Genomic DNA, 25179 nt, shown 5'->3' on the forward strand with positions numbered 1-25179 from the left:
ACCGAAGTTCGAGAGAGCATATTTTGGCATCATCGCTGACCACCTTCACCGACGAGGCGAGGATTGCCCTCGACACGCTATCGGGCCGCGCCACCGGGCTTTTTTCCCCATCGCTGCGCCTCGGCGTGACCGGATTGTCCCGCGCCGGCAAAACGGTGTTCATATCGGCCCTTGTCCACAATTTGATCCATGGCGGGCGCCTGCCGCTGTTCGAGGCGCAGAAATCGGGGCGCATCGCGCGCGCCTTCCTCGAGCAGCAGCCCGACGACGCGGTGCCGCGTTTCCAGTACGAGGACCACATCGCAGCCTTGGTCAACGACCGCGTCTGGCCCGATTCGACGCGCGCCATTTCGGAGCTGCGGCTGACCATCGAATATGAATCGGCTTCCGGCTGGAGCCGCATGTTTTCCTCGGGCAGATTGTCGGTCGATATCGTCGATTATCCCGGCGAATGGCTGCTCGATCTGCCGCTGCTCGGCAAATCCTTCGCCGATTTTTCCCACGAAGCCTTTGAGATGGCCGTTCTGCCGGTGCGCGAGGACCTGTCGCAAGCCTGGCGGGCACTATCGGCCGGGATCGACCCGAACGCCGATGCCGACGAGATGACGGCGCGCCGCCTGGCCGAGAGTTTCGCCGCCTATCTGAAGGCCTGCAAGCTCGACGAGCGGGCGCTTTCGACCTTGCCGCCCGGCCGCTTCCTGATGCCGGGCGATCTCGAAGGCTCGCCGGCCCTGACCTTCGCGCCACTGGCCGGGATCGACGACAAGCGCCCGCGCGCAGGCTCGCTGCACGCCATGATGGACAGGCGCTATGAGGCCTACAAGACGCATGTCGTCAAACCCTTTTTCCGGGAACACATCACCCGCCTCGACCGCCAGATCGTGCTGATCGACGCTATGCAGGCGCTGAACGCCGGCCCGGGCGCCATGGCCGACCTGGAACGCGCGGTGACCGAGATCCTCAGCTGTTTTCGCCCCGGCCGGGGCAGCTTCCTCACCGATCTGTTCTCGCGGCGCATCGACCGCATCCTGGTTGCCGCGACCAAGGCCGACCATCTGCATCACGAAAGCCATGACCGGCTGCAGGCGATCGTGCGGCGGCTTGCCGACCGCGCCGTGGCACGGGCGAATTTCACCGGCGCCGATGTCGATGTGGTCGCCATGGCGGCGGTGCGCGCGACGCGCGAAGGCACCGTCAGGCAAGGCCGGGAGACGCTTCCCGTCATCATCGGCACGCCGATAGCCGGTGAGAAGATCAACGGCGAAACCTTCGATGGAAAAACTGAAACAGCCATATTTCCCGGTGACTTACCGGAGAATATTGATGCGGTTTTCGATGTTTCGGGAGCCGATCACAGGCAGGACTCCGCGGACCCTGCAATCCGCTTCGTCCGTTTCCGTCCCCCAAAGCTCGAACGCACGGCCGAAGGCGTCACGCTGTCGCTGCCGCATATCAGGCTCGACCGTGCCTTGCAGTTCCTGATCGGAGATCATCTGGCATGACCGCGCCCCGCAAGCCGGCGGCATTCCGCATCGAACCGGAAGCCCCACCGAGACAAGCGGCCCCTGAGCCGCGCAACATCCAGGCCGACACCCAGCGCAAACCCCGCGCGATGAAAACCCATGTCGCGATGGTCATTCCGGCGAAAGTCGATGTCTTCGACGAGCCCGACATCATTGCCGCGGAGCCGCCACCAGCCGTCGCCCCCAGGAAACGCTCGCTGCTCGGCAGCATCTTCTTCGGCGCCTTCGGCGTGCTGGTTTCGCTGGCGGTCGGCCTGTGGACCGACCAGCTCATACGCGACCTCTTTGCGCGCGCTGAGTGGCTGGGCTGGCTGGCCGCCGGCATGGCCGCCATCGCCGTGCTGGCGCTTGTGGTGATCCTGATTCGCGAATTCCTGGCGATCGCCCGCCTCGCCGAGGTCGAAAAGCTGCAGAAGCGGGCGCTCGATGCGATCGCCCGCGACGATCCCAAGGCGGCACGATCGGTCGTCGACGAATTGTCGGCCTTTGTCTCGGCCAAACCCGAGACCGCGGCCGGCCGGCGCGCGCTGGCCGAATTGCGCGGCGAAATCATCGACGGCGGCAATCTCGTGCGCCTGGCGGAGGCTGAAATTCTCGGACCACTCGATGCCAGAGCGAAAGTGATGATTCTCGAAGCTGCCAAACGCGTCTCGCTGGTGACGGCGGTCAGTCCACGCGCACTGGTCGATGTTGCCTATGTCGTGTTCGAGGCCGGGCGGCTCATTCGGCGCCTGTCGGAACTCTATGGCGGACGGCCGGGAACGCTGGGTTTCTTCCGCCTGGCGCGCAGCGTTCTGGCGCATCTGGCGGTCACCGGTTCGATCGCGGTCGGCGACAGTGTCGTCCAGCAGATCGTTGGCCACGGCCTGGCCGCGCGCCTTTCGGCCAAGCTTGGCGAGGGCGTCGTCAACGGCATGATGACGGCGCGCATCGGCATCGCCGCGATGGAGACGGCTCGACCCCTGCCCTTCAGCGCCGCCAAACGTCCCGGATTGGGCGACTTCCTCTCGGCGCTGACATCGTTCGCAACCAGGAAAGACGGTGCAACGACCCCCTCCGGCAAGTGAGCCGGGCTGGAGTGTCCGGGCATTCGGAATCGTTACCGGACTGCTCTGCGGCGGCCCCGCGGTGACGAAGCATTAACCAATCTTGTTCATGGTCAGACCGGTTCCAAACAGCATCTTTGTTGCCGGGTGTCGTCGATGAAAAGCGTAATTCTATCCAGCGTCCTGTCCCTGGCAACGGTGATTACGACAGTCGTCGGCATTGCCGGAGTGGCCTCTGCGGCGGAGCCGGACAAGCAGTTCTTCCAGTCTGCCGAAGGCAAGTGGATCGGTCCCGGCGAAATCGTCGCCGGCAAGTACAAGGGCACCAAGTTCAACTGCAGCTTCACCGGCTCGACGCCCGACGGCAAGGTCGGCATGTCGCTCGACGGCGGCTGCCGGGTCGGTGTGTTCACCCAGCCAATGTCGGCCAAAATCGAGCGCAAGGGCCGCGAGGGCTACAAGGGCAGCTTCATGGGTGGCGCGACCGGTTCCGGCCTCGACATCATCGGCGGCAACGTCGTCGATCCCCGCAAGGTGGTCTTCACCATCAACCGCAACCAGCTGCGCGGCGTCATGCAGGCTCGCATCCCTGACGACAATTCGATGACGGTGACTATCGCCGTGCGCGTCAACGACCAATTGGTGCCGGTGATCGGCATGAGCCTGAAGCGGGTCGACGCGGTCGAAGTCGGCTCCATCGCGCCGAACTGAAAAAACCAAGGAAAAAGGCGGCGACCCAACGGTCACCGCCCTCTCACTTGAGCCCATCGAATCAGGCGCTTAGGCCTTGATCTCAAATCAGGGTGTCAGCCCTTGATCGCGGCCGTCACTTCGTCATAGGCCTTGCAGGCGTCGGCCAATGTCGTGGCGCCCTGATACTTGGTTGTCACCGCCTGGACCTTGGCGGTCAGATCAGCCGCCTTGGCCGGGTCCTTGGTGATCGCCTCCTGAAGTGCTGCAGCCATGTCCTGCGCCTTCTTGGTCGCGATCTCCGCCGTGCACTCAGGCGCCTTCGAGCAAGCCGAACCGGCAAGCACCGCCAGGCCGACGGCAACAAACAAAAACTTCTTCATGTCAGTCATCTCCTCAAAAAGGGCGCGACTTGATCGTCGATCACCCTCCAATGGCCGAAGCCGAGCGTCCTTAGCCTTCGATTGCGGCAAGATGCAACGTGTTCCCGGCCTCAACTTGTGTATCGCGCCTGCAACATCGCTGGCGGCAGGATTTGAGGCTACTGTATCGGCGGCTGCAAAGTTCAGCTGCGAGGCTGCAGCAGCGCCAAGACAGCGGTCGATGCGGCAAGGATAGCAGTCAGAGTCAAAGGCCCAGTCGCGCCATAGGTGTCCACGACATAGCCGCCGACAACCGCGCCGATGGTGATGGCAATTTGGAAAGAGGTGACCATCAGGCTGCCCGCTGCCTCCAGCGCATCAGGCGCCGCGCGCGACATATTGGTCGGCAGCACCACCGGCGCCATGCCAAAGGCGAAACCCCACAGCGTAACGAAGCCGAAGGCAACGCCGATATGCGAGCCCCAAAGCACCAAAGTAAGTGCCGCAACCGCCATCAACGCCGCGGTGACTGCGAGGGCCATGTGGATGTTGGTGTCGGCCATGCGGCCGCCGGCAATATTACCGATCACGGCAGCGATGCCAAACCCGAGCAGAGCCAAGGCAATCGGTCCGGTTGTAAGGAGTGTCACCTGTTCGAGGAAGGGACGCACATAGACCGAGCCGGCAAAATGCCCCGTCATCAGCAAAAGGATAGCCAGCATGCCGAGTTGGATGCCGCGCCGCCGGGTCAGCCGAAATACATCTGCAAGGCTGTTGCTTGCCGTTGCGGGCAAGGTCGGCAGGCTGAGAAACTGCAGCAGCATGGCAAGCGCGGCCAGCCCCGCCGTCATGGCCATGGCACTGCGCCACCCTATCCAGTCACTGATCAACGCGCCCATCGACGGTGCGGCAATGGTTGCGAGCGAGACGCCCAGGGTGACGATCGCCATGCCCCGCCCCGTCGCGCTGGCGCCAACAAGCCTCGCCACGACGGCGACCGAAAGTGCCCAGAAAGCACTGAGAGCGATGCCCAGCCCGGCCCGGCCCAACAACAACAGCCAGAAATCGGTCGCCAGCGCCGCCAGGACATTGGAACCGACCGCAAGAGCACTGAGACCAACCAGCACCGCCTTGCGGTTCAAGCGGCCGATGAGAACATTGCTCAACATGGCCGTCACGGCGCCGACGGAAGCGGTGGCGGTGACGACCTGTCCGGCCGTCCCCTCGCTGATGCCGAGATCACGTGCCATTGGCGTCAGCAGACCTGCGGGCAGGAATTCGGCCGACACCAAGGCAAAGCTGGTGGCCGCCAATGAAATCACCGCGAACCAGGTGGCTGCGCTCCACGCGGCTGGTGCATCGGCATCAAGGCCAGTCGCGGCGTCTTCAAGCTGTAATGTTGTGTCAGTCACGGAAAGATCTCCAAAGTTTGGAGGTCTTAAATAGGCGAGTCCGCTCGGATGATATGTATCTTAGAATCCGAAATTCATATCCATTCGTCCGGGAATTGTGCGACGCACAACGCCCGGCGAGACATTGGTGATGCGCTTGAACGCGCGCGCGAAGGATGCCTCCGAATCATAGCCCAAACGGGTAGCGACTTCGGCAACCGACAAGCCGTTTTGGCCCAGCAATTCGCGGGCAAGCTGCATGCGCAGGCGGGCGAGATAGTGTGCGGCACCCTCCCCCAATACCGCACTGAAACGCTCGGCGAAAATCGAGCGCGATTGGCCTGCCACGCCGGCCAGGCTTCCCAGCGTCCAGTTGTGGCCGGGGTCGCGGTGCATGGCCGCCAAAGCGCGGCCTATATGGGGGTCGCGGATGGCTGCGAGCCAACCGGTGGTCGAGGCTCCGTTGCAATTGACCCAGCAGCGTATGAGCCGGGCCGTCAGCAAGTCGGCCATACGCGACAGAATCGTGGCGCTGCCCATCTGCGGCTGCGAGGCCTCCACCGTCATGGCCGCCAGCAAAGGACCGACGACCGGGTCATTGCCGGCCACGTCGCAACCCTTGATGACAGGCGGCATCAACGTGATCAATGGGTTGAGCGCATAGGAGTCCAAGGCCATGGAGCCGCAGAAAAGGGTGCTCGTCGCGCCCGTTCCTTGCCGTACCACTTCGCAGACGTTGCCCCCCAACTTGATCACCTGGCAACCTTCGAGCGAGCCCCCTGCAACGTCCGGCGCGCTCGCCAGCCGATGGGCGATGCCTTGCGGCAGCAGCACCAGATCGCCATCGCGCAGCTCCTGCCAGCCTTGCGATTCAGTATGAATCCAGCATGGGCCCTGGCCGACAAAGTGAAACCGAAGCAGCTGTTGTTGCGGAAAGTCTATGCTCCATGGGTGCCGGAGTTCGCAGCGGCCATAGTTGACACCACTCAAGCGAAAGTCTTGCAGAACTTCGCTGAGCGCATCCATCGGGATATGTGGCGGCGAGGACGGCCGGGACGAATGGTCAAACATATACGCAATATAGATGCCGAACGTCCGGCAGGCAAGCGGGGACCGTTGTTCCACCAAGTCAATCACTGCAACGGCACCCTACCCTTTCCGGCAGATTTCTCGCCTTGCCTCCCGCTCCAACTGCATGCAAGGAGTGCTGCAAGACACAGGGACAAGAGGCATGGCGGCGGAAGCATCGGGCAGTGATCTGGTTCAGGTGGTGGCGCTGCTTGCTGCCGGTGTCGTCGCCGTTCCCATCTTCAAGCGCATGGGCCTCGGCTCGATCCTCGGCTATCTGGCTGCCGGCGTGGTGATCGGCCCGTTCGGCCTCGGCGTCTTTTCCGAATCGGAAGCCATTCTTCATGTCGCCGAACTCGGCGTGGTGATGTTCCTGTTCATCATCGGGCTGGAAATGCAGCCATCGCGGCTCTGGGGCCTGCGCCGCGAGATCTTTGGCCTCGGTGCGTTGCAGGTCGGCGTCTGCGCGCTCCTGCTGACCGGGGTCGGCATGGCTGGAGGGTTTCCAATCGCGCAATCCTTCGTCGCCGGCGCCGGCTTCGTGCTGACCTCGACAGCGATCGTCATGCAGCTTCTCGAGGAACGCGGCGAAATCGCCGCGCCGAAAGGTCAGCGCATCGTATCGGTCCTGCTGCTCGAGGATCTTGCCATCGTGCCGCTGCTGGCCCTGATCGCGTTTCTGGCGCCCGGCGGTGCCGACACCAGCCTATCGGAGCGGCTGACCGAGGTCGGCATCGGCCTCGCCGCGATCGTCGGCCTGGTTGTGGCCGGCCGTTATCTGCTCAATCCGTTCTTCCGCATCCTGGCGGATGCCCGTGCCCGCGAGGTGATGACGGCGGCGGCACTTCTGGTCGTTCTCGGATCCGCGCTTGCCATGCAGCTCAGCGGCCTGTCGATGGCGATGGGCGCCTTCCTGGCCGGTGTGCTTTTGTCCGAATCGACCTTCCGCCATCAGCTTGAAGCCGATATCGAACCGTTCCGCGGCATCCTGCTCGGTCTGTTCTTTCTCGCGGTGGGCATGTCGCTCGACCTGCATGTGGTCGCGGCGAACTGGCGGCTGATTGCCATCTATGTCGTCGCCTACATGGTGATGAAGGCATTCGGCATCTACATCGTCGCCCGTATCCTGAAAACCAGCCACCGCGAGGCGCTTGAGCGCGCGGTCTTCATGGCGCAAGGCGGTGAGTTCGCCTTTGTCCTTTATTCGGCGGCCGCGGCGGTCGGCATCATCGACGGCAACGCCAATGCGACGCTGACGGCGATCGTCATCATCTCCATGGTGCTGACGCCGCTGGCCATCATCGCCTTGCGCTATCTGACGCCGCGCGACGAGCAGTCGCTCGACGGCGTCGACGTCGCCGATGGCCTGACCGGCAGCGTGCTGATCATCGGCTTCGGCCGCTTCGGCCAGATCGCCAGCCAGCCGCTGTTGCTGCGCGGCATCGACGTCTCGATCATCGACAATGACGTCGAAATGATCCAGGCGGCGGCCGATTTCGGCTTCAAGGTCTACTATGGCGACGGCACGCGGCTGGACATCCTGCATGCCGCCGGTGCCGGCCGGGCGCGCGCCGTGCTGATCTGCGTCGACAAGGCCGATGTGGCTGTTCGCATCGCCCAGCTGATCAAGGCCGAATTCCCACTGCTCACCGTGCTGGCCCGCGCATTCGACCGTGGAACGGCGCTGCAGCTCATACGTGCCGGCGTCGACTACCAACTTCGCGAAACCTTCGAATCCGCACTTGTTTTCGGCGGCTCGGCCCTGGAATCTCTGGGCGTCGATCCCGAAGACGTGGCTGAAACGATCGAAGATGTCAGGCGCCGCGACACCGACCGCTTCGAAACCCAGCTCGCCGAAGGCATTCGCGCCGGACAGCGCTTCCTGAGAGGCAATATCGGCACGCCGATTCCGACACCGCTCTCGACGCCGCGCCGGCCTGGTCAGGCACTCAACGAAGAGACCGCGGGTGTGCTGCACAAGTCCGAACCCGCCGATTGAGCAAGGAATTAGGTATGGAATTGGACAGCAGAGCCCTGTCGGTCACCAAATTCTGGCGCGATGCCGGCGAGGATGCCTGGTTCGAGAAGAACGAAGCATTCGATGCCGAGTTCCGCGACCGCTTTCTCGACCTGCACTACGCCGCAGCGCGGCGTGAATGCGACGACTGGCTGGAACATGCCGAAGGCGCGCTGGCGCTGATGATCCTGCTCGACCAGTTTCCGCGGAACTGCTTTCGCGGCACCGGCCATATGTACGCGACCGATCCGCTCGCCAGATATTTCGCAGAGAAGGCGATCGCGGCTGGTCATGACCTGGCACTCGAGGAAGAACTCCGCGTTTTCCTCTACCTGCCCTATGAGCATTCGGAGCTACTGGCCGACCAGGATATTTCGGTCGAGCTGACTGAGGCCAGGGCCGAGCCCTATCTGAAGTATGCTGTCGAACATCGTGATATCATTGAGCAATTCGGCCGTTTTCCGCATCGAAACAAGATGCTTGGCCGCGAAACCACCCCGCAGGAGCAGACGTTCCTGGATGGTGGCGGCTTCTCGGGCTAAAGTTCGGCCGTCGCCTTGCCCAGAAATCAGGCCAGCCACCAATCCCGGCCGGACGACAATCGCTCGATGCCTGAGGTATCGACGGCGACCAGGCGATCGGTGATGCTGCGACCGCTGACAACCAGGCCGGGCGCGATCTCGGCCAGCGGCGCCAGCACGAAGGCGCGCTCCAGCATGCGCGGATGCGGCACCTCCAGCCCGGTCTCGTGGATGACGCGGTCGCCGAACACCAGAATGTCGATGTCGATCAGCCGCGGCCCCCACCGCTCCTCGCGCACCCGCTTCAGCTTGCGCTCCGCATCGAGGCAGAGGTCGAGCAAGGCACGCGGTGCAAGCACGGTGGAAATTTCGGCGGCCGCATTGAGAAAATCCGGCTGATCGAGCTTGCCCCAGGGCGGTGTGCGATAAAGCGAGGAGACGCCGGTGACACGCGTATCCGCGTCGGCATCCAGCATGCGCAGCGCCGCGCTCATGGATTTCGCCGGATCGCCAAGATTGCCGCCAAGGCTGAGATAAACGGTACTATTCGGGCCAGACAACGGTCACCTCGACATAATCGAGCACGCCGGGCACTGGTGCGTTCGGCTTGCGCACCGTGATCTCGGCTTTCTTTATCTGCGGAAAACGCGCCGTCAGCGCACGGGCCACTTCGAGCGCCAGCGACTCGATCAGAAAACGGCGCTGCCCGGTGATGATCTTTTCAATGACGCTGAATGCAACGCCGTAGTGGACTGTATCCTCGATCGAATCTTCGGCAAGCGCCCGGCCTGGATCAACGGTCAGAACGGCATCGACATAGAAGCGCTGGCCGAGCCGTTCCTCCTCGTCCAGCACGCCGTGCCGGGCAAAGAAAGCGCAGTTCTTCATGCGGATGACATACATCGATCAGTTTCTCGCCCGGTCGGTTTGACGCGCCAGCATAGCATCGGCGAGCGCCAATGCGTCCACGTTGAATGCGACATCGTGGACGCGAAACAGGTCGGCGCCCTGGAGCCTCAAAATGACGCTGGTCGCCGCTGTTCCGACCCCTCTGTCGGCGGCATCACGGCCGGTGACCGTGCCGATGAAGCGTTTTCGCGACGTGCCGGCCATCAGCGGCAGGCCGAGTGCATGCAATTCCGAAAAGCGTGCCATCAGGTCGAGATTTTCCTCCGCCGTCTCCTTGGCGAATCCGAAACCGGGATCGAGCACGATGTGATCATCGGCGATGCCGGTCTGGCGGGCGATTTCCAGCGACCTTCGCAGGAATGCCAACTGATCGGCAATCGCGTCCGGCAGCTTCTGGCGATCCCGCCCGGTATGCATGATGACAAGCCCGGCGCCGGTATCGGCGGCGACACGAGCAATATCGGGCTCGCGCTGCAAACCCCAGACATCGTTGACGATATGCGCGCCGGCGGCGACCGCCAGCCGCGCCGTGTCGGCGCGATAGGTATCGACCGAAATCAGCACCTCGTTCACGCCCGCCAGCGCTTCGATCACCGGCAGGATGCGGGCCTGTTCCTGGCTGGCCGATACCGCGGCAGCACCTGGGCGCGTCGATTCTCCCCCGACATCGACAACCAGTGCCCCTTCCCCGATCATGCGGCGCGCCTGGGCCAGCGCCTTTTCAGGGGCGTCGAACTGGCCGCCGTCGGAAAAGCTGTCGGGCGTGACATTGAGGATGCCGACGACCACGGCCTTGCCGCCAAGGTCGAGATGGCGTCCATGCGCCAACTGCCATCGCCTGGCCGTCATTGCTCATCGACCATGGAGTTCATCAATCATGTGTGATCCCTGGCGGATCAATTTCATTGCGCCGGCAACGGCCGTAAAGCAAGGTGGTCGAAGAGGCAACATGATGAAACGATCCATGCTTGGCATGAAAAAACAGTCCTTGGGCGTGAAACAATCCTTGGCTTGCGCGCTGCTGCTCGCCATAACGCCGCACCCGGCGGCGGCGGCCAATCTCGTCAAGACGTACAGCTATTTCGCCATTGGCGGCAGCACGCTCGACGACATCGAGGCACAACTCTCCAAACGCGGGCCGGAGGTGAAAAGCACCGGCACGCGGCACCCGGGCGCTACGCAAATGGCCTTCACCACCCGTATCAGCTATGCGCAGACACCGAGTTCCTGCCGGATTGCCGACGCGGTGGTGACCGTCAAGGTGAAGGTGATCCTTCCCGAGTGGCGCCGGCCGCGCAAGGCCGATGCCGATGTCAGGCTGTTCTGGGATACGCTGTCGGCCGACATCAAGCGCCATGAGGAGCGCCATGTCGAAATCGCCAAGAACCATGGCGGCGAACTCGAAGAGGCCTTGAAAGCCACCTACCCGCAAAAGAACTGCGACGCCGCCAAGGCCAAGGCGGCCGCGATCACCGCGGCTGTTCTGGCCAGGCACGACCGCGCCCAGCTTCAGTTCGACCGCGTCGAAAGTGTCAATTTCGAAAGCCGCATCTTGCGGCTGCTGCGCTACCGCATGGAGCGCATCGGCAACGGACGACTGCCGCCGGCCTGAACGCACCCGAACTGAAAGCCAAATTCACCGAAGCGTAGTGCCAGATTCGAAAAACTTTCGAGCCGCCGTCGAAACCGGCCTATATGGGACGACATATCAGGCTCGCCAGACGAGCTTAAAACACCAATGCGATCCAAACGGTCATGAAGCCGGAGCGGCTGAACAGCGCCGGTCAAATCGCAAGCTTATGGATGAACGATCATGGACCAGGCTGTCGATGAGAAAACGATGGCGGAAACCGGCACGCCGATAACAGAGCGCGAAAAGAACGCCATCATCGGCGGCGTGCTGTTGTCGATGCTGTTGGCGGCACTCGATCAGACCATTGTCGCGCCGGCCATGCCGACCATCGGGCATGCGCTCGGAAACGCACACTATCTGCCATGGATCGTCACCGGTTATCTCCTGACCGCTACAGCCGTGGCTCCGCTCTACGGCAAGATTTCCGATGTCTACGGCCGCCGGCCGACCGTCTATGCCGCGATCCTGATCTTTTTGGCGGGATCGGTGGTCAGTGCGATGGCTCCCAACATGTTTGTGCTGGTTGTCGGGCGGGCGATCCAGGGCGCCGGTGGCGGCGGCTTGTTCGCTTTGACGCAGACCGTCGTCGGCGATCTCGTGCCGCCGCGCGAGCGGGCACGCTATGCCGCCTGGTTCTCCGGCACATGGGCTGTCGCCAGCATTGCCGGTCCGTTGCTCGGCGGCACTTTCGCAGAGCACCTGCACTGGTCACTGATCTTCTGGATCAACATTCCGCTTGGTTTTCTTGCGATGGCGATCATCAACAAGCCGCTCAAGAAACTGCCCATTGCCGCAAAGCGCCATCGCATCGACGGCCTGGGCGCGCTGCTTCTGATAATTGCCACGGCGCTGCTGCTGCTCGCCTTGAACTGGGGCGGCAGCGCCTATCCCTGGACTTCGCTTGAAGTCATCGGCGTTCTCTGCGGTTCGGCGATTTTCTGGAGCGCTTTTGCCTTGCGGCTCATGCGCGCCGCCGAGCCGCTCATCTCACTCGAAGTGCTTGGCAATCCAATCGTTCTGGCGGGCACGCTTTCGATGTTCCTGCTTCAGGCCGCAAGCGTCGGCATGGCTGTGTACCTGCCCGTCTATCTTCAGGCGGTGCTCGGCTTGTCGGCAGCGGAGTCGGGCATCGCGATGCTTGGGCTTCTGCTGGGGACCGTCGGCGGCGCGGCATTCAGCGGGCGTATGATCCCGCATTTCACCCACTACAAGCGCATTGCGATGGTGGGCGTCGTCTTCAGCATGCTGTGCCTCTGCCTGCTGGCCGTCGTCGCAGGATATGCAACGCTGCTGGAGGTGGAGGTCTTGACGATTTGCATCGGGTTTGGAACCGGAACGACGTTTCCGGTCACCACCGTGTCGGTCCAGAACGCCGTCGATCGCGTGCATCTCGGCGTCGCGACGGGCGTGCTGACATTCCTGCGTTCGCTTGGCAGTGCGCTTGGGGTCGCCATGCTCGGCGCGGTCGCTCTGGGCTACGGCTTGCCGCTTGCCGGTGAAGGCGTGCGGATCGCTGGCCATAGCGCGACGGTCGAGCCGTTCGTGATGATCTTTGCCGTCGCCGCCGCTACATTGCTGCTGGGGCTGATCACGCTGACGCTGATGCCCGAAAAGGAGCTTCGCGGCTACGCCGACAATGCGGCGCCGATGCTGGCCGAGTAAAGTTCAGCCGGAGACGCCGAGCTTCTTCTGCAGGCTGGTCGATGAGGTCGTGTACTGGAAAACGATGCGCTCGCCGGGGCTGATGATGCGCTTGGCGGCCTGCGCCATCAGCGCCACTTCGTGGAAACCCGACAGGATCAGCTTCAGCTTGCCCGGATACCAGTTGATGTCGCCGACCGCGAAGATGCCGGGCACCGATGTCTGGAATTTTTCGGTATCGACCGGAATGAGGTTCTCGTGAAGGTTGAGACCCCACTCCGCGATCGGTCCGAGCTTCATGGTCAGGCCGAAGAACGGCAGCATGCGCGTGCAAGGCACCTCGACGTCGCCATCCGGTCCCTTGATGGTGGCCGATGACAACTGGCCGTCGGCACCGGTCAATCCGGTCACCTGGCCGACCTGGAATTCGAGCTGCTTCATCTCCTGCATGGCATACATCTTGTTGACGCTGTCGGGAGCGGCGCGGAACTCAGGCCGCCGGTGCACCAGCGTCACGCTCTTTGCCACCGGCTGCAGGTTCAGCGTCCAGTCGAGCGCCGAGTCGCCGCCGCCGACAATGACGAGGTCGTGGCCGCGAAAATCCTCCATCCGGCGCACCGAATAGAAGACGCTCTTGCCTTCATAGGGCTCTATGCCGGGGATCGGCGGACGCTTGGGTTGGAAGGAGCCGCCGCCGGCGGCAATCACCACCACCTTGGCCTCGAACACCTCGTTTTCGTCGGTGGTGACGCGAAAACTGCCGTCCTCCAGTTTTTCCAGGCTGGAAACCATTCGGTTGTAGCTGAAATCGGGCTTGAACGGCGCGATCTGCTCGAGCAATTTGTCGACCAGCCCCTGCGCCGAGATCGAAGGCCAGCCTGGAATGTCGTAGATCGGCTTTTCCGGATAGAGTTCCGCGCATTGGCCGCCCGGCCGATCGAGAATGTCGATCAGGTGGCACTTCATGTCGAACAGGCCGAGCTCGAACACGGCAAACAGGCCGACCGGCCCTGCCCCGACAATAAGCACGTCTGTCCTGGTGATGTCGGTCATGCCTGTGCCTCGCTGCGCATGACCCCGAAAATCGGAACGATTTTCGGAAAGGATCATGCGCAAATAAAAGTGCTACAGCGTCCGTTGCGCGTCCAAGAGGACGCGCGGCGCTGTGGTGAAACAGCAGGACACTGCATGACCATCGCCCCGCTGCCAAGCCACAGCGGGAAAAATCAGTTGGCAAAAAGGTTGCGCTTATCCCTGGCGGGCAGGCACCCGCACGACCAAGCCGTCAAGCGCATCGCGGACCTTGATCTGGCATGACAGGCGCGAGTTGGGCTGGACGTCGTAGGCGAAGTCCAGCATGTCCTCTTCCATCGCTTCCGGCTCGCCGACTTCAGCCGTCCAGGCTTCGTCGACATAGACGTGACAGGTGGCACAGGCGCAGGCACCGCCGCATTCGGCTTCGATCCCGGGCACGGCGTTGCGGATCGCGTTCTCCATGACCGTAGAGCCGTTCTCGGCGTCCATGTCGAAATGCGTGCCGTCATGGGCAATGAAAGTCAGCTTGGTCATTTGTCACCTGAAGGGAGTTGCAGCCGAGATAATCACTCCGGCTGACAAGTCAACTGCCGCATGAAAGCGCCGCCCGATGACGTTTTTCCGCAAATCGGATTCGGCGCGGATTCAGCGGTTGATGGCGGCGATGAAATCGCGCACTTCGTCGATCAGCGTACCAAGCCGCTTGAGCGTCTGGCCGTCTTCCGGCCGGTGCTCGATCTCGGTGGCGCAATCGGCGATGGCAAAGGCGCCCACGCCCCGTGCCGAACCCTTTAATCCATGGGCGAGCAGAAGCCGGTCCTTGATATCGGCGTCGACTATTCTGTCGCGCACGGACAGCGCCTGCTGTACAAATAGCGCCAGAACCTCTTGCTCAAGGCTGCGGTCACCCATCGTCTGGCGGGCAAGGTGTGCCAAATCGACCGGCCGTGACCGTCTTGGTCCGGATACATCTCCCCCGGGCATTGTGAAGGCGATGCCGCTTTCGCCACGCATGAACTCGAACTCCGTTTCTTCGACTCGCCCAAAAACCTAGGCGAATCCAATGGACAACGGGTTAATGAATGGCCCGGAAAAATGTTGCCAAAGCGGCGTCCAAATCACAGTTCCGTTAACCTTATATTTAAAGTTTTACGTATCCCGCGGAATGCATGTTTTCTTTACCCCCCTGTGTCATTACGATACGAGGGGTCCATTTTCAGCCTCCTGCGCGGGGCAAGACAAACAGAATTATAAGCCCGCGGCAGCTAGTACAGGGTAGCGAAGGCATGGCAAAGAAACCGACGACGAGAACTCTCGACAGCGAAGTGGCCAGGGAACTGGAAAAGGCGCTCGATCTCGACCTCAGCAATGAGATCGGCAGCGGCGACCTCGATATCGCGGCTTCGATGGAGGATCTTGAAGCGCAGATATCCCAGGCGGCCGACGAGCTGGCGCGCGAGGGACGCAATCATAAGCCGGAACAGAACCCGGAGCCGGTGGTCAACCAAAACCAGGCCGCGAAACCCGCGCCCAAGGCCAAACCTGCCGAATTGCGCCCCGTGGAACCGCGCAATGGCGCCCAGCCCGCAGGTTTCGCGCCGGCCAATGACGATCGCCAGAAGGATTACAAGACGCTCCTGCACAGCCTCAACAGGCGTGCCTCGAACACCATTTACTGGGTCGTCGCCTTCGTTTCGCTCGCCTGGTTCGCCGGTGCCGGTGGTTTGGCCAATCTGCTTTTCGGACCGAGCATTTGGAGAATCCGCACGCTCGACCAGTTCCTCGCCCGTCCGGAACTGATCGGCCTCGCCGTCGCGGCCATCGTGCCTGTCATCCTGTTCTGGGCCTTCGCCGCCATGATTCGCCGCGCCCAGGAAATGCGCATCGCCGCACAGTCGATGACCGAAGTGGCCTTCCGCCTGACCGAGCCGGAAAACCTTGCCCAGGATCGCGTCATGATGATCGGCCAGGCCGTTCGTCGCGAGGTCGCGGCCATGGGCGAAGGCATCGAACGCACGCTTGCCCGCGCCGTCGAACTGGAAACGCTTGTCCACAGCGAAGTCAACCAGATCGAACGCTCCTATTCCGAGAATGAATCCCGCATCCGTTCGCTGGTCGACGGGCTCGGCAGCGAGCGCGAAGCCGTCGTCACCCATGCCGAGCGCGTCCGCGCCTCGATTACCGGCGCGCATGAGACGCTGAAGGACGAGATCGGCGCGGCTTCCGACATCATTCGCGACTCGATCCTCAATGCATCGACCAAATTGTCGATGACGATCACCAATTCCGGCGACACGCTGATCGACCGCATCAACGAAAGCTCGATGTCGATCTTCGATTCCGTCGAAGGCCGGCTCGATTCGATCACCGACCGCCTGTCGACCTCGGGCGAGGCCTTCGCCAGCCTTCTCGACACCCGCATTGCCAAGCTGACGGACACCACGGACGGACTGACGCGGTCGTTGACCGATCTGCTCGACGATCGCACCACCGGCATGGTGTCGCTGCTTGGCGGCGCCGCGCGCACCCTCAATTCCGAATTCGAGGCCAGCCTCAACGGCATCGAGCGCACGCTCGCCGAACGCGGCCAGGCGCTGATCAGCGAGTTCCAGACCCGCGCCGAGGCGCTCGACACCGGAACGCAGAAGCTCAATGCGGCACTCGAGGCCCGCGCCCGCCAGATCAATGAAACGCTGGTCGAGCGCGCCCGCGAAATCGCGCACACCTTCGCCGAGAGCAAGGACACGCTGTCGGCGATGATCGATCAGGGCAAGACCCAGATCGGCGCCGACATGGCCGACATCGTCACTTCGACCTCCTCTATGCTCGAAGCCCGCGCCAGCGACTTCGCCGGACGCATGGAAGCCGCCCGTCACGTCGTGTCGCGTTCGTTCGACAGTGACATCCAGCGGCTCGCCGACGCCCGCGTCGGCATCGAGGAAGCTGTCGAGAACCACAGCAGGAAACTGTCCGAAAGCCGCGAGCGCATGGCCGCGGCCATGGAGGCCGACCTGGCGAAGTTCGCCGAGGGCCGCGCCGGCATCGATGCGGCAGTAACCAACCAGGTGCAGAAGCTGGCCGAAGGCCGCAGCCTGATCTCGCGCGCTCTCGAAGAGGATCTGCGCAAGGTCAATGAATCGCGGGCGGCCATCGATGCATCGCTCGGCAGCCATCTCGAAAGGCTGGAAGAAGGTCGCAACAGGCTCTCTATTGCCTTGAATGAAGACTCCGGGAAGCTGGTGCAAGCTCGTACGATCATTGATGAAATGGTCGCCGGACATGTCGGAAAACTCGCCGAGGGCCGCAACATTCTGTCGCGCGCTTTGGAAGCCGATCTCGGAAAACTGTCCGACAGCCGCGCCGACATCGACGGCCTGGTCGCCGGTCAGGTGGAAAAAATCGCCGAAGGCCGCGCCGTGCTCGCCAAGGCGTTGGAAAACGACATCGTCGGCATCAAGAGCCTCATCGAAACCCATTCCGCCAAACTGGCGGAAGACCGCACGCAGCTTTCCCATTCGCTCGACAATGATCTGTCCGGCATACGCGGCCTGATCGAAAGCCATTCGGGACGGTTGGCCGAGGACCGCAGCCTGCTGTCGCAGACCCTTGAAGCCGACCTTGCCAAGCTGGCCGAAAGCCGTTCGAGCATCGACGGTCTGGTCGCCGGTCAGGTCGAGAAGCTGGCGGAAGGCCGCGACATTCTCAAGCGCGCGCTGGAATCCGACCTGAACACGATCAAGGGCGTTATCTCAAGCCAGTCGGAAAAGCTGGCCGAGGATCGCGGTCAGCTTTCCCGGGTCCTGGAAGCCGACCTGCAGAATGTGAACAGCGTCATCGCCGATCACATGAACAAGCTTGTCCAAGACCGCTCCGCCCTGTCCAGGGCCCTTGAGGACGACCTCGCCAAGCTGGCCGACAGCCGCTCCAGCATCGACGGGCTGGTTGCGGGTCAGGTCGAGAAGTTGTCCGAGGGCCGAGATATTCTGCGGCGCGCTCTGGAATCCGACCTCAATGCGATCAAGGGGACCATTGCCGACCAGTCGCAGAAACTGGTCGATGACCGGGCACAGTTCGCCCGGGCACTCGAGGCTGACCTCGAAAGCGTCAATGGCTTGGTCAACAGCCATTCCGAAAGGCTCGTCCAGGATCGTTCGACGCTGTCGAAAGCGCTTGAAGCCGACCTCGAAAACGTCGGTGGCCTCGTTAACAGCCACGCGGAAAGGCTTGTCCAGGAGCGCTCGACCCTGTCCAAGGCGCTCGAGGACGATCTTGCCAAACTGGCCGAGAGCCGCTCAAGCATCGACGGTCTGGTCGCCGGCCAGGTCGAGAAACTCGCCGAAGGTCGCGATGTTCTCAAGCGCGCGCTGGAAGCCGATCTCGCCAAGCTGGCCGAAAGCCGCTCCAGCATCGACGGTCTGGTTGCCGGCCAGGTCGAGAAGCTGGCCGAGGGCCGCGACATTCTCAAACGCGCCCTCGAAGCCGACCTGCAGAAGCTGACCGAAAGCCGCAGCGACATCGACGACGTCATCGCCGGACATGTCGGCAAGCTGTCCGAAGGCCGCAATATGTTGACCCGCGCGCTGGAAGACGATCTCGGCAAGCTCGCCGAGACCCGCAAGGACGTTGACCGCTCGCTGTCGGGCCATATCGACCAGATCGCTGCCAGAAGCACCGGCATTTCCGACGCGATCGCTGCCGATGTCGAGAAGATCGAGCAGGCGTTCAGTCGCCAGACCGGCATCATCGAGGAGCGCGCCGGCACCATGGAACGTGCGCTCTCGACAGGCGTCGACAACGTCCGCGCCGTGCTCGAGAAGAGCGCCGTGTTTGTCGCCGGCGCCCTGCGCGAAAAGGTGCTGGAAGTCACCAGCACCCTGCACGAGCAGGCCGGTGCCGCGTTCAGCGACGCCGACCGGAAGATCGCCGAGCGCGCCGAGCAGACCTCCGCCGCCCTGCTGGCGCGGGCCGAAGACATCGCCCGCACCTTCGAGGAGGCCGACCGTCGCCTGCACGCCCGTGCAGAAGATACGTCGAACGCCTTGCTTGCCCGCGCGGACGACACGTCCAGCTCGCTGCTGGCCCGTGCCCATGAAACCGCCGATCAACTGGCCGCTCGCGCAAATCAGATCGCCGGCACCTTCGAAGCGGCAGACCAGAAGCTTGCCGCCCGCGCCCAGGAAACCGCAGATCAGCTGACCGCCCGGGCTCAGGACACCGCCGACCATCTGGCAGCTCGTGCAAGCGAAATTGCTGGCACGTTCGATGCCGCCGACCAGAAGCTGGTCGCCCGCGCCATCGAAACGGCCCAGTCGCTGGCCGCGCGCGCCGGCGACATCCTGCGCAACTTCGAAGGCGCCGACCAGCGGCTCGGCATGCGGATCGGCGAATCGGCCGAAGCGCTTGCCGCACGCGCATCGGACCTTGGCCGCATCTTCGATGCCGCCGACCAGCAGCTCGTCTCGCGCATCGCCGAGGGTTCGGAAGCCTTGTCGAGTCGTGCCTCCGAAATCGGCCGTATCTTCGACGACGCGGATCAGCGGCTGGTGTCACGCATCGCCAGCAGCACCACCACGATCGGCGAGCATGCCGAGACCATCGTCGGTGCCTTTGCCGATACCGAGCAACGGGTTGCCGAACGCGCAAGGCGGACCGGCCAGGAAATGGCCGTGCATGCCCGCGAAATCGAGCAGGCGCTTGCCGGCGCCGACGAGCGTCTCGCCTCGAGCGCGGCGGCCGCGGCAGCCCGTGTCGAAGAGCAGATCTCGGGCGTCGAGAACCGCCTCGCCTTTACGGCCGAGACGATGGGCCAGAAGCTCAACGAGCAGGTGTCGAACGCCGAGGCGCAACTCGTCTCGCGCGCCAATGTGATCGCCGAGACCTTCACCGCGGTTGGCCAGCATATCGGCCAGAGCACCAACGATGCCGCCAAGACGATCGGCGCCAACACCCGCGAACTCAACACCATGCTCGCGGCGCGTTCGGCCGAAATGTCGAAGATCCTCGACGAAACCGCACGGCCTTTGGTCGAGCGCTTCGCCCAGGGCGGCTCGGAACTGCAAAAGAGCATGGAAGAGGTCACAGAACGCGCCACCGAGAAGCTGCGCAGCGAGAATGCCGCACTTGTCGACGCGCTCGCCAACCGCACCGCCGAAACCTTGTCGGCGGTCGAGGGTGCCCGCTCGTCGCTGTCCGACAGCGTCGCCGACCTCATCGGCCGGATGACCAAGTCCAGTTCGCAGCTCGGTCAGCTGATCGAGCAGGCCGCGGTCAATCTCGGCCAGGTCGATGAACGCCTGAGCGGCAGCACGCAAAGCTTCGCCGCCACCACCGAGAAGGCCGCGCAGACCTTTGCCAGCTCGGCACGTCTGGTCGATTCGAACACGACAAGGTTGACGGAACTGTCGTCGTCCACCTTGCGCGAGGTCGCGTCGATTGCCACCAAGTTCGACGAGCACAGCCGCCTGCTCTCCAGTGCTTCGGACCTGTTGAGCTCGGCCCAGAGCAACCTCGAGCACACGCTCGAACGGCAGTCGTCGCTCGAAGACCTCGCCGTCGGCCTGGTCAAGAAGTCGGAAGATCTCGAAAGGGTCATGCGCTCGTTCGAAAATCTCGTCGGCCAGACGCTGCAGAACGCCGAAGGCAAGACGATGGAGTCGGCCGACAAGATCCGCAACGCCATCACCGACGTCGTCGACTCGGCAACCAAGCGCTTTGCCGATGCGACCGAGGAGATGCGGCGCACCGCGGGTTCGATCAAGAGCGAGCTCGACCTGACCCGCGCCGAGCTCAAGAAGGGCGTCATCGAAATGCCGGAAGAGGCCAAGGAATCGACTTCGGCCATCCGCCGCGCCGTTTCCGAGCAGATCAACGCCCTGAAGGAGCTTTCGGACATCGTGGCCAAGTCCGGCCGCGGCGGTGAAGGGTCCGAGCCACGCAACCTGCGTCCGGCGCCGCAAGCGCCGGCCGCACGCGCTGCCGAGCCGCCGCGCCGAGCACCGGCACCGCAGCCGGACCTGCGCACGCCTCAGGCGCCCTTGGGCGGCCCTGCATTGCGCGGCACGCTCGACCTTGACCGTCCGACCGAGGCGGCACCGCGTCCGCGCGGCGATGCCAGCGCCCGCACGCCGCAGGGTGGCTGGGTACGCGATCTGCTGACCGCGGCATCGAACGAGGAGGACCTCAGGTCGGCAGCTCCCCCAGCGGCTGCGGAAGCGCCCCGCGCTACGCCTGCCCAGCGCTCGCCCCTTCATGTCGTCGAATCGCTGAACTCGCTCTCCGTCGATATCGCGCGGGCCATCGACCACGATGCCTCGATCGAGCTGTGGAACCGCTACCGGCGCGGCGAGCGTGACGTGTTCACAAGGCGGCTCTACACGCTGAAGGGTCAGCAGACGTTCGACGAGATCCGTCGCAAGTATCAGGCCGAGGCCGAGTTCCGCGCCGCCGTCGACCGCTACTGCGACGATTTCGAGAAGCTGCTCAAGGATGTCTCGCGCAACGACCGCGACAACATCATGGCGCAGACCTACCTGACGTCGGACACCGGCAAGGTCTACACCATGCTGGCGCATGCGAGCGGCCGCCTGCACTAAGACAGGAATTGAACAGGCGGGCCATGGTCCCGCCTGTGCCTGCTCTAACGTCCGGCACGCGTTGAACCTGCCCGCAACAGGTCTTGCAAGACTATCGATGCCTTCGGAATCCGCCCTAAGTCGATCTCCCGACGGCGCCATAATTCATCCACAGTACCGCTGCCCTAACGCTCGCAGGGTGTGATCGTGAAGACGGCAATCATTTTCGACTGCGAGTTTCTTTGCCTGGAGGGCTCGCAACGCAGATTCTGGTGCGCGGCCCACGATCCCGACCCGGTGATCGCACAGATCGGCGCCGTCAGGCTTGGACTTGAAGGCGACTTCCCCCTGCTCGGAACACACAAGGCCTATATCAGACCGGTCGACCGGTTTGGTCAGAGATACGCCCTGGACCCATTCTTCACCAAACTGACCGGCATCACCGAGGAAGATTTGGAGACAAAAGGGGTGGCACTAGGGGATGCCCTCGCCGACATCGATCGTTTTTCCGAAGGGGCGCGATTCTGGTCCTGGGGCAAGGACGAATTGAACATGATCGCCATCAGCTGCTATGTCGCGGGCATTCAGCCTTCGATCCCAGCCACCCGGTTTGACAACGCCGTCAAGCTGCTGATCGCAGCCGGAATGCCGATCGAGGATCTGGCGAGAACGCCGAGCAACAAGCTTGCGGATTACTACGGCGTCAAGCACCCGCCATTGCAGGGGCACGATGCGCTCGATGACGCGCTGTCCGTGACCTACACCCTGCAGCACTTGATGAAGATCGGAAAGCTCCGGCCGGAGATCTTCGACCACTTGTAGGTAGAGAAGCCTGGTGGGATGAAGCCTGGTGGGATTCCGGCGCGCGTCGCGCTCAGATCACCGAATCCGTCCAGCGCACGATCTGCCCGGCGGCGTCGCCGAACGCCTTGTCGAGTGCGCTGACATAAGCAGGATTGCCGCTGCCCGAGACGGGTGCGGCTGCGGTGAAGCTCTTGGAAGCACGGACCTCGCCGTTGCGATCGTTCAGGATCCGCACGAACAGATCGACCTCGGCATGTTCGCCGCCGTCGACCCGAACCTCGAATGAGCGGATCTCGACGATCACCTGATAGTCGATCGCCAGGCCCTCGCCCGGCTTGCCGACGCCGGCAAAGCTGCCCGAGCGCTGGAAGGTCTCGGCCAGCCGCGCCTGCACGATCAGCGGCAGCCGGTCGGCCCATTGCGCGCCCTTGAGATACTGGATCGAACGATCCGACGGCTTGATGACGATGTTCTGGCTGTCCAGCGCCTTGAGCGCCGACGGCTGCGCGATCAGGATCTGGCGGCGGCTGTGGCCATGCGCGTCGACCGACGGCGCCGACAGCTCGAACGTATCGAGCGGCGCGGGCTTGCCGCCCAACGCCGCACAGCCGGCCAGCGTCAAGGCAAGCAGTGCCGCAGCCGATGTCAACCCGCCCGTTTTCACCCACACAGACTTCACGCGCGATCCCCGTTGTCCCCGGATCGTAAGATCGACCCGCTTTCGCGGCTCATGTTTCTGGGGCGCGCCGACGCCGAAGTCAACGCCGCGCCCTGCCATCGAATTGCCGAACCTCGCCGTCGCCACCCGACAGGATGCGCTGCGGATTGCGGCTGAGATCGGTTACCGCCTCCTCGATGCGGCTGATCGAACGGCGGCTGTCCTGCACCAGCGCTTCGACGTTCGAAAGCCCCTGGCCCGAGAATCGCGCCAGATTGTCGGTGATGACGCCAAGGCGGGCATTCAGCGTGTCGGCAACCTGCTTGAACGACTTCAGCGTCGCCCTCGCATCCGCCATCACGCCGTCGGCCTGCCCCGACCCGAGCAAGGTATCGACCTTGGCAAGAATGCCATCGACCCGCACCGAGGCATCGTTGAGCCGTTGCGCGAGCTGCTTTGCGTCCTTGATCGTCTGGTCGATGTCGTCGGCCCGGTTGGCGAACTTGTGGGTCACCTCCGCGATGTCGGCGGCGGCCTTGTCGGCGCTCTCGCTGGCCTTTTGGATGTTGGCGAGCGCCGAGCGCACTTGTGCGGGATCGATACCGTCGAGCACGTTGTCGACTTTGGCCAGCGTGCCTTGCGTCCGTTTGGCGAAGTCGTTGACCGACCCCACGGCTGTATCGACGTTCTTGATCACGCCGTCGAGCTGCTTCGACGTCTCCTTGAGGTTACCGGTTACTGCGTCGACATTGGCGACGATGCTCTTGATCTTGTCCTTGTCGACCGCGTTGAGAAGGCCTTCGGCCGCCTTCAGCGTGCCGTCGAGTTTGCCGGAAACGCCTTTCAGCTCATCGGCCAGCGTGCTGGCCGCGGACAGGAACTTGTCGATGCCGTCCGAATTCTTGGCCAGCGCATCGGAGAAGGTCTGGACGTTCTGGACGGTCTGCGTCAGCGGCCCGCGAACGTCCTTGGTGAAGCCTTCGAGCTCGGTCAGCACCTTGTCGGCGCGGGTAAAAATATTCTGCGCCGTCTGCAAGAGGTTGGTCACCGCCGACGGGTTGGCGACGATCTCGGCGACCTTGCCTTCCTTTTCCGCTTGGTCGAGGAGCTTTACCTCCTTGGGATCGGCGCCCTTGAGCTCGATGTTGGCCTGCCCGGTCAGGCCGGCAAGCCCGATATCGGCTTGCGTCGATTTGGTGATCGGCGTCATGCGGTCGATCTCGGTATCGGCGATGGCAACCGTCGGATTGTCGACATCGATATAGACGCGCTTGACGTCGCCGACCTTGACGCCGTTGAACAGCACGAAACTTCCGCGGCCGAGCCCGGAGGCCGAGCCCGGAATACGCACGCGCAGCAACGTCGTCTCGCCCTTGTCGCCGATCGCCGCCGTCCAGTAGACGAAGGCAAACGCCGCCAGGATCGCGGCCAGCGTGAAGATGCCGACAATGACGTAGTTGGCTCTGGTTTCCATTGTCCCACTTATGGCTATGCGCGCGCCGCAAGATCAAGTTGCCGGGCGCGTTTTCCGCGGAAATAGGACTTTACCCACGGTTCCTCGCTCTTCAGCATGTCGTCGATGGTGCCTTCGACCAGCACTTTCTTCTTGCCGAGCACGGCCACCCGGTCGCAAGCGGTGAACAGCGTGTCGAGGTCATGCGTCACCATGTAGACGGTCAGATCCATCGTATCGCGCAGCTTGACCACCAGCTCGTCGAACTCCGCCGCGCTGATCGGATCGAGACCCGATGTCGGCTCGTCGAGGAAGACGATGTCGGGATCGAGCGCCAGCGCCCGCGCCAGTGCGGCGCGCTTGATCATGCCGCCGGACAGTTCGGATGGGAATTTTTGCGCCGCGTCGGGCGGCAGCCCGACCAGCTCGATCTTGAGCATCGCCAGTTCGTCCATCAGCTTTCGCGGCAGGTCGAGATATTCGCGCATCGGCACCTGGACGTTTTCCAGCACCGTCAGCGCCGAGAACAGGGCGCCGTGCTGGAACAGCACGCCAAGCCGCATGTCGATGCGCAGACGCTCGGCATCATCAGCCTTCTCGATATCGACGCCGAACAGCTTGATGGTGCCCGACTGCTTGCGCGTCAGGCCGAGAATGGTGCGCAGTAGAACGGATTTGCCAGCGCCCGAGGCGCCGACAAATCCAAGGATTTCGCCGCGCCTTATGTCGAGCGACAGTCTGTCGAGGATAAGCTTGTCGGCAAAGGAAACGCTGATGTCGTGCGCGGAAAGCACGATATCGCCCTCGCCCGCGTCATCCGCCAATGCACCCGCCCTTTTCCTGTTTCGCAGCTTCAT

The 25179-nt window shown here is 63.1% G+C and carries 21 protein-coding genes; 9 read left to right on the forward strand and 12 right to left on the reverse strand.

The window, feature by feature from the left end; genetic code table 11:
- The first annotated feature begins 23 nt into the window (after positions 1–23).
- The 3 genes from MESCI_RS20520 (at position 24) to MESCI_RS20530 (ending at position 3280) form a co-directional block, all read left to right on the forward strand.
- Positions 24–1502 (forward strand): YcjX family GTP-binding protein, encoded by a 1479-nt coding sequence (locus MESCI_RS20520; protein ID WP_013531864.1) that lies wholly within the window; start codon positions 24–26, stop codon positions 1500–1502.
- Positions 1499–2590, forward strand: coding sequence for a YcjF family protein (locus MESCI_RS20525; protein WP_013531865.1), 1092 nt, complete (start codon positions 1499–1501; stop codon positions 2588–2590). The genes MESCI_RS20520 and MESCI_RS20525 overlap by 4 nt, the downstream gene beginning before the upstream one ends.
- 135 nt (positions 2591–2725) lie before the next feature.
- The gene (locus MESCI_RS20530; RefSeq protein ID WP_013531866.1) at positions 2726–3280 is read left to right on the forward strand and encodes a hypothetical protein; all 555 of its coding nucleotides are present in this window, start codon (positions 2726–2728) and stop codon (positions 3278–3280) included.
- Positions 3281–3375: 95 nt separating this feature from the next.
- Here the strand turns inward: MESCI_RS20530 and MESCI_RS20535 are convergent, their stop codons facing one another.
- From MESCI_RS20535 to MESCI_RS20545, 3 genes are all read right to left on the reverse strand, one after another.
- Entirely contained in the window at positions 3376–3642 is a 267-nt protein-coding gene (locus MESCI_RS20535; RefSeq protein WP_013531867.1) for a hypothetical protein, read from the reverse strand.
- 182 nt (positions 3643–3824) lie between these two features.
- On the reverse strand, positions 3825–5033 hold the full coding sequence (locus MESCI_RS20540) for an MFS transporter (RefSeq protein ID WP_013531868.1): 1209 nt from the start codon (positions 5031–5033) through the stop codon (positions 3825–3827).
- A gap of 60 nt (positions 5034–5093) precedes the next feature.
- Entirely contained in the window at positions 5094–6083 is a 990-nt protein-coding gene (locus tag MESCI_RS20545; protein ID WP_063170228.1) for an AraC family transcriptional regulator, read from the reverse strand.
- A gap of 160 nt (positions 6084–6243) precedes the next feature.
- Here MESCI_RS20545 and MESCI_RS20550 point away from each other — a divergent pair, with 160 nt between their 5' ends.
- Positions 6244–8079: a monovalent cation:proton antiporter-2 (CPA2) family protein gene (locus MESCI_RS20550; protein ID WP_013531870.1), complete on the forward strand. Its 1836-nt coding sequence runs from the start codon at positions 6244–6246 to the stop codon at positions 8077–8079.
- Positions 8080–8093: 14 nt separating this feature from the next.
- The gene (locus tag MESCI_RS20555) at positions 8094–8639 is read left to right on the forward strand and encodes a DUF924 family protein (protein WP_013531871.1); all 546 of its coding nucleotides are present in this window, start codon (positions 8094–8096) and stop codon (positions 8637–8639) included.
- Positions 8640–8665: 26 nt separating this feature from the next.
- Here MESCI_RS20555 and folK read toward each other — a convergent pair whose 3' ends face one another.
- Genes folK through folP form a run of 3 tightly spaced genes read right to left on the reverse strand, consistent with a single transcriptional unit; the run spans position 8666 to position 10376 of the window.
- The gene (gene folK / locus MESCI_RS20560; RefSeq protein WP_013531872.1) at positions 8666–9178 is read right to left on the reverse strand and encodes a 2-amino-4-hydroxy-6-hydroxymethyldihydropteridine diphosphokinase; all 513 of its coding nucleotides are present in this window, start codon (positions 9176–9178) and stop codon (positions 8666–8668) included.
- The gene (gene folB, locus MESCI_RS20565; protein WP_013531873.1) at positions 9162–9521 is read right to left on the reverse strand and encodes a dihydroneopterin aldolase; all 360 of its coding nucleotides are present in this window, start codon (positions 9519–9521) and stop codon (positions 9162–9164) included. Before folB ends, folK begins: the two co-directional genes overlap by 17 nt.
- 3 nt (positions 9522–9524) lie before the next feature.
- Complete coding sequence (gene folP, locus MESCI_RS20570; RefSeq protein ID WP_013531874.1) at positions 9525–10376, reverse strand: dihydropteroate synthase; 852 nt, start codon at positions 10374–10376, stop codon at positions 9525–9527.
- 103 nt (positions 10377–10479) lie between these two features.
- Here folP and MESCI_RS20575 point away from each other — a divergent pair, with 103 nt between their 5' ends.
- A complete protein-coding gene (locus MESCI_RS20575) occupies positions 10480–11139 on the forward strand; it encodes a DUF922 domain-containing Zn-dependent protease (RefSeq protein ID WP_013531875.1) in 660 nt (219 codons plus the stop codon).
- 201 nt (positions 11140–11340) lie between these two features.
- Complete coding sequence (locus tag MESCI_RS20580) at positions 11341–12822, forward strand: MDR family MFS transporter (RefSeq protein ID WP_013531876.1); 1482 nt, start codon at positions 11341–11343, stop codon at positions 12820–12822.
- 3 nt (positions 12823–12825) lie between these two features.
- Here the strand turns inward: MESCI_RS20580 and MESCI_RS20585 are convergent, their stop codons facing one another.
- The 3 genes from MESCI_RS20585 to MESCI_RS20595 form a co-directional block, all read right to left on the reverse strand.
- Positions 12826–13854: an NAD(P)/FAD-dependent oxidoreductase gene (locus tag MESCI_RS20585; RefSeq protein ID WP_013531877.1), complete on the reverse strand. Its 1029-nt coding sequence runs from the start codon at positions 13852–13854 to the stop codon at positions 12826–12828.
- 195 nt (positions 13855–14049) lie between these two features.
- Positions 14050–14370, reverse strand: a complete 321-nt coding sequence (locus tag MESCI_RS20590; RefSeq protein ID WP_013531878.1) for a 2Fe-2S iron-sulfur cluster-binding protein — start codon at positions 14368–14370, stop codon at positions 14050–14052.
- Positions 14371–14481: 111 nt separating this feature from the next.
- Positions 14482–14850, reverse strand: coding sequence for an Hpt domain-containing protein (locus tag MESCI_RS20595; RefSeq protein ID WP_013531879.1), 369 nt, complete (start codon positions 14848–14850; stop codon positions 14482–14484).
- 272 nt (positions 14851–15122) lie between these two features.
- Between MESCI_RS20595 and MESCI_RS20600 the strand changes: the two genes are divergently transcribed.
- The gene (locus MESCI_RS20600; RefSeq protein WP_013531880.1) at positions 15123–21428 is read left to right on the forward strand and encodes a kinesin; all 6306 of its coding nucleotides are present in this window, start codon (positions 15123–15125) and stop codon (positions 21426–21428) included.
- A 186-nt stretch (positions 21429–21614) separates the two neighbouring features.
- On the forward strand, positions 21615–22229 hold the full coding sequence (locus tag MESCI_RS20605) for a 3'-5' exonuclease (RefSeq protein WP_013531881.1): 615 nt from the start codon (positions 21615–21617) through the stop codon (positions 22227–22229).
- A gap of 52 nt (positions 22230–22281) precedes the next feature.
- Here MESCI_RS20605 and MESCI_RS20610 read toward each other — a convergent pair whose 3' ends face one another.
- The 3 genes from MESCI_RS20610 to MESCI_RS20620 form a co-directional block, all read right to left on the reverse strand.
- Positions 22282–22890 carry an ABC-type transport auxiliary lipoprotein family protein gene (locus tag MESCI_RS20610; RefSeq protein WP_407067818.1) on the reverse strand — a complete coding sequence of 203 codons (609 nt, stop codon included), beginning with the start codon at positions 22888–22890 and terminating at the stop codon, positions 22282–22284.
- Between the two features lie 79 nt (positions 22891–22969).
- The gene (locus tag MESCI_RS20615; protein WP_013531883.1) at positions 22970–24343 is read right to left on the reverse strand and encodes an MlaD family protein; all 1374 of its coding nucleotides are present in this window, start codon (positions 24341–24343) and stop codon (positions 22970–22972) included.
- Between the two features lie 14 nt (positions 24344–24357).
- Positions 24358–25179 (reverse strand): ABC transporter ATP-binding protein, encoded by an 822-nt coding sequence (locus tag MESCI_RS20620; RefSeq protein WP_013531884.1) that lies wholly within the window; start codon positions 25177–25179, stop codon positions 24358–24360.

Source organism: Mesorhizobium ciceri biovar biserrulae WSM1271, assembly GCF_000185905.1.
Taxonomy (GTDB): Bacteria; Pseudomonadota; Alphaproteobacteria; order Rhizobiales; family Rhizobiaceae; genus Mesorhizobium; species Mesorhizobium ciceri.

Coding starts and splice junctions, on each gene's coding strand:
- MESCI_RS20545 (WP_063170228.1), bottom strand. CDS start 6,083: ATGTTTGACCATTCGTCCCGGCCGTCCTCGCCGCCACATATCCCGATG.
- MESCI_RS20585 (WP_013531877.1), bottom strand. CDS start 13,854: ATGACCGACATCACCAGGACAGACGTGCTTATTGTCGGGGCAGGGCCG.
- MESCI_RS20595 (WP_013531879.1), bottom strand. CDS start 14,850: ATGCGTGGCGAAAGCGGCATCGCCTTCACAATGCCCGGGGGAGATGTA.
- MESCI_RS20550 (WP_013531870.1), top strand. CDS start 6,244: ATGGCGGCGGAAGCATCGGGCAGTGATCTGGTTCAGGTGGTGGCGCTG.
- MESCI_RS20575 (WP_013531875.1), top strand. CDS start 10,480: ATGAAACGATCCATGCTTGGCATGAAAAAACAGTCCTTGGGCGTGAAA.
- MESCI_RS20600 (WP_013531880.1), top strand. CDS start 15,123: ATGGCAAAGAAACCGACGACGAGAACTCTCGACAGCGAAGTGGCCAGG.
- folB (WP_013531873.1), bottom strand. CDS start 9,521: ATGTATGTCATCCGCATGAAGAACTGCGCTTTCTTTGCCCGGCACGGC.
- MESCI_RS20615 (WP_013531883.1), bottom strand. CDS start 24,343: ATGGAAACCAGAGCCAACTACGTCATTGTCGGCATCTTCACGCTGGCC.
- MESCI_RS20590 (WP_013531878.1), bottom strand. CDS start 14,370: ATGACCAAGCTGACTTTCATTGCCCATGACGGCACGCATTTCGACATG.
- folP (WP_013531874.1), bottom strand. CDS start 10,376: ATGACGGCCAGGCGATGGCAGTTGGCGCATGGACGCCATCTCGACCTT.
- MESCI_RS20555 (WP_013531871.1), top strand. CDS start 8,094: ATGGAATTGGACAGCAGAGCCCTGTCGGTCACCAAATTCTGGCGCGAT.
- MESCI_RS20530 (WP_013531866.1), top strand. CDS start 2,726: ATGAAAAGCGTAATTCTATCCAGCGTCCTGTCCCTGGCAACGGTGATT.
- MESCI_RS20580 (WP_013531876.1), top strand. CDS start 11,341: ATGGACCAGGCTGTCGATGAGAAAACGATGGCGGAAACCGGCACGCCG.
- MESCI_RS20535 (WP_013531867.1), bottom strand. CDS start 3,642: ATGAAGAAGTTTTTGTTTGTTGCCGTCGGCCTGGCGGTGCTTGCCGGT.
- MESCI_RS20525 (WP_013531865.1), top strand. CDS start 1,499: ATGACCGCGCCCCGCAAGCCGGCGGCATTCCGCATCGAACCGGAAGCC.
- MESCI_RS20620 (WP_013531884.1), bottom strand. CDS start 25,179: ATGAAGCTGCGAAACAGGAAAAGGGCGGGTGCATTGGCGGATGACGCG.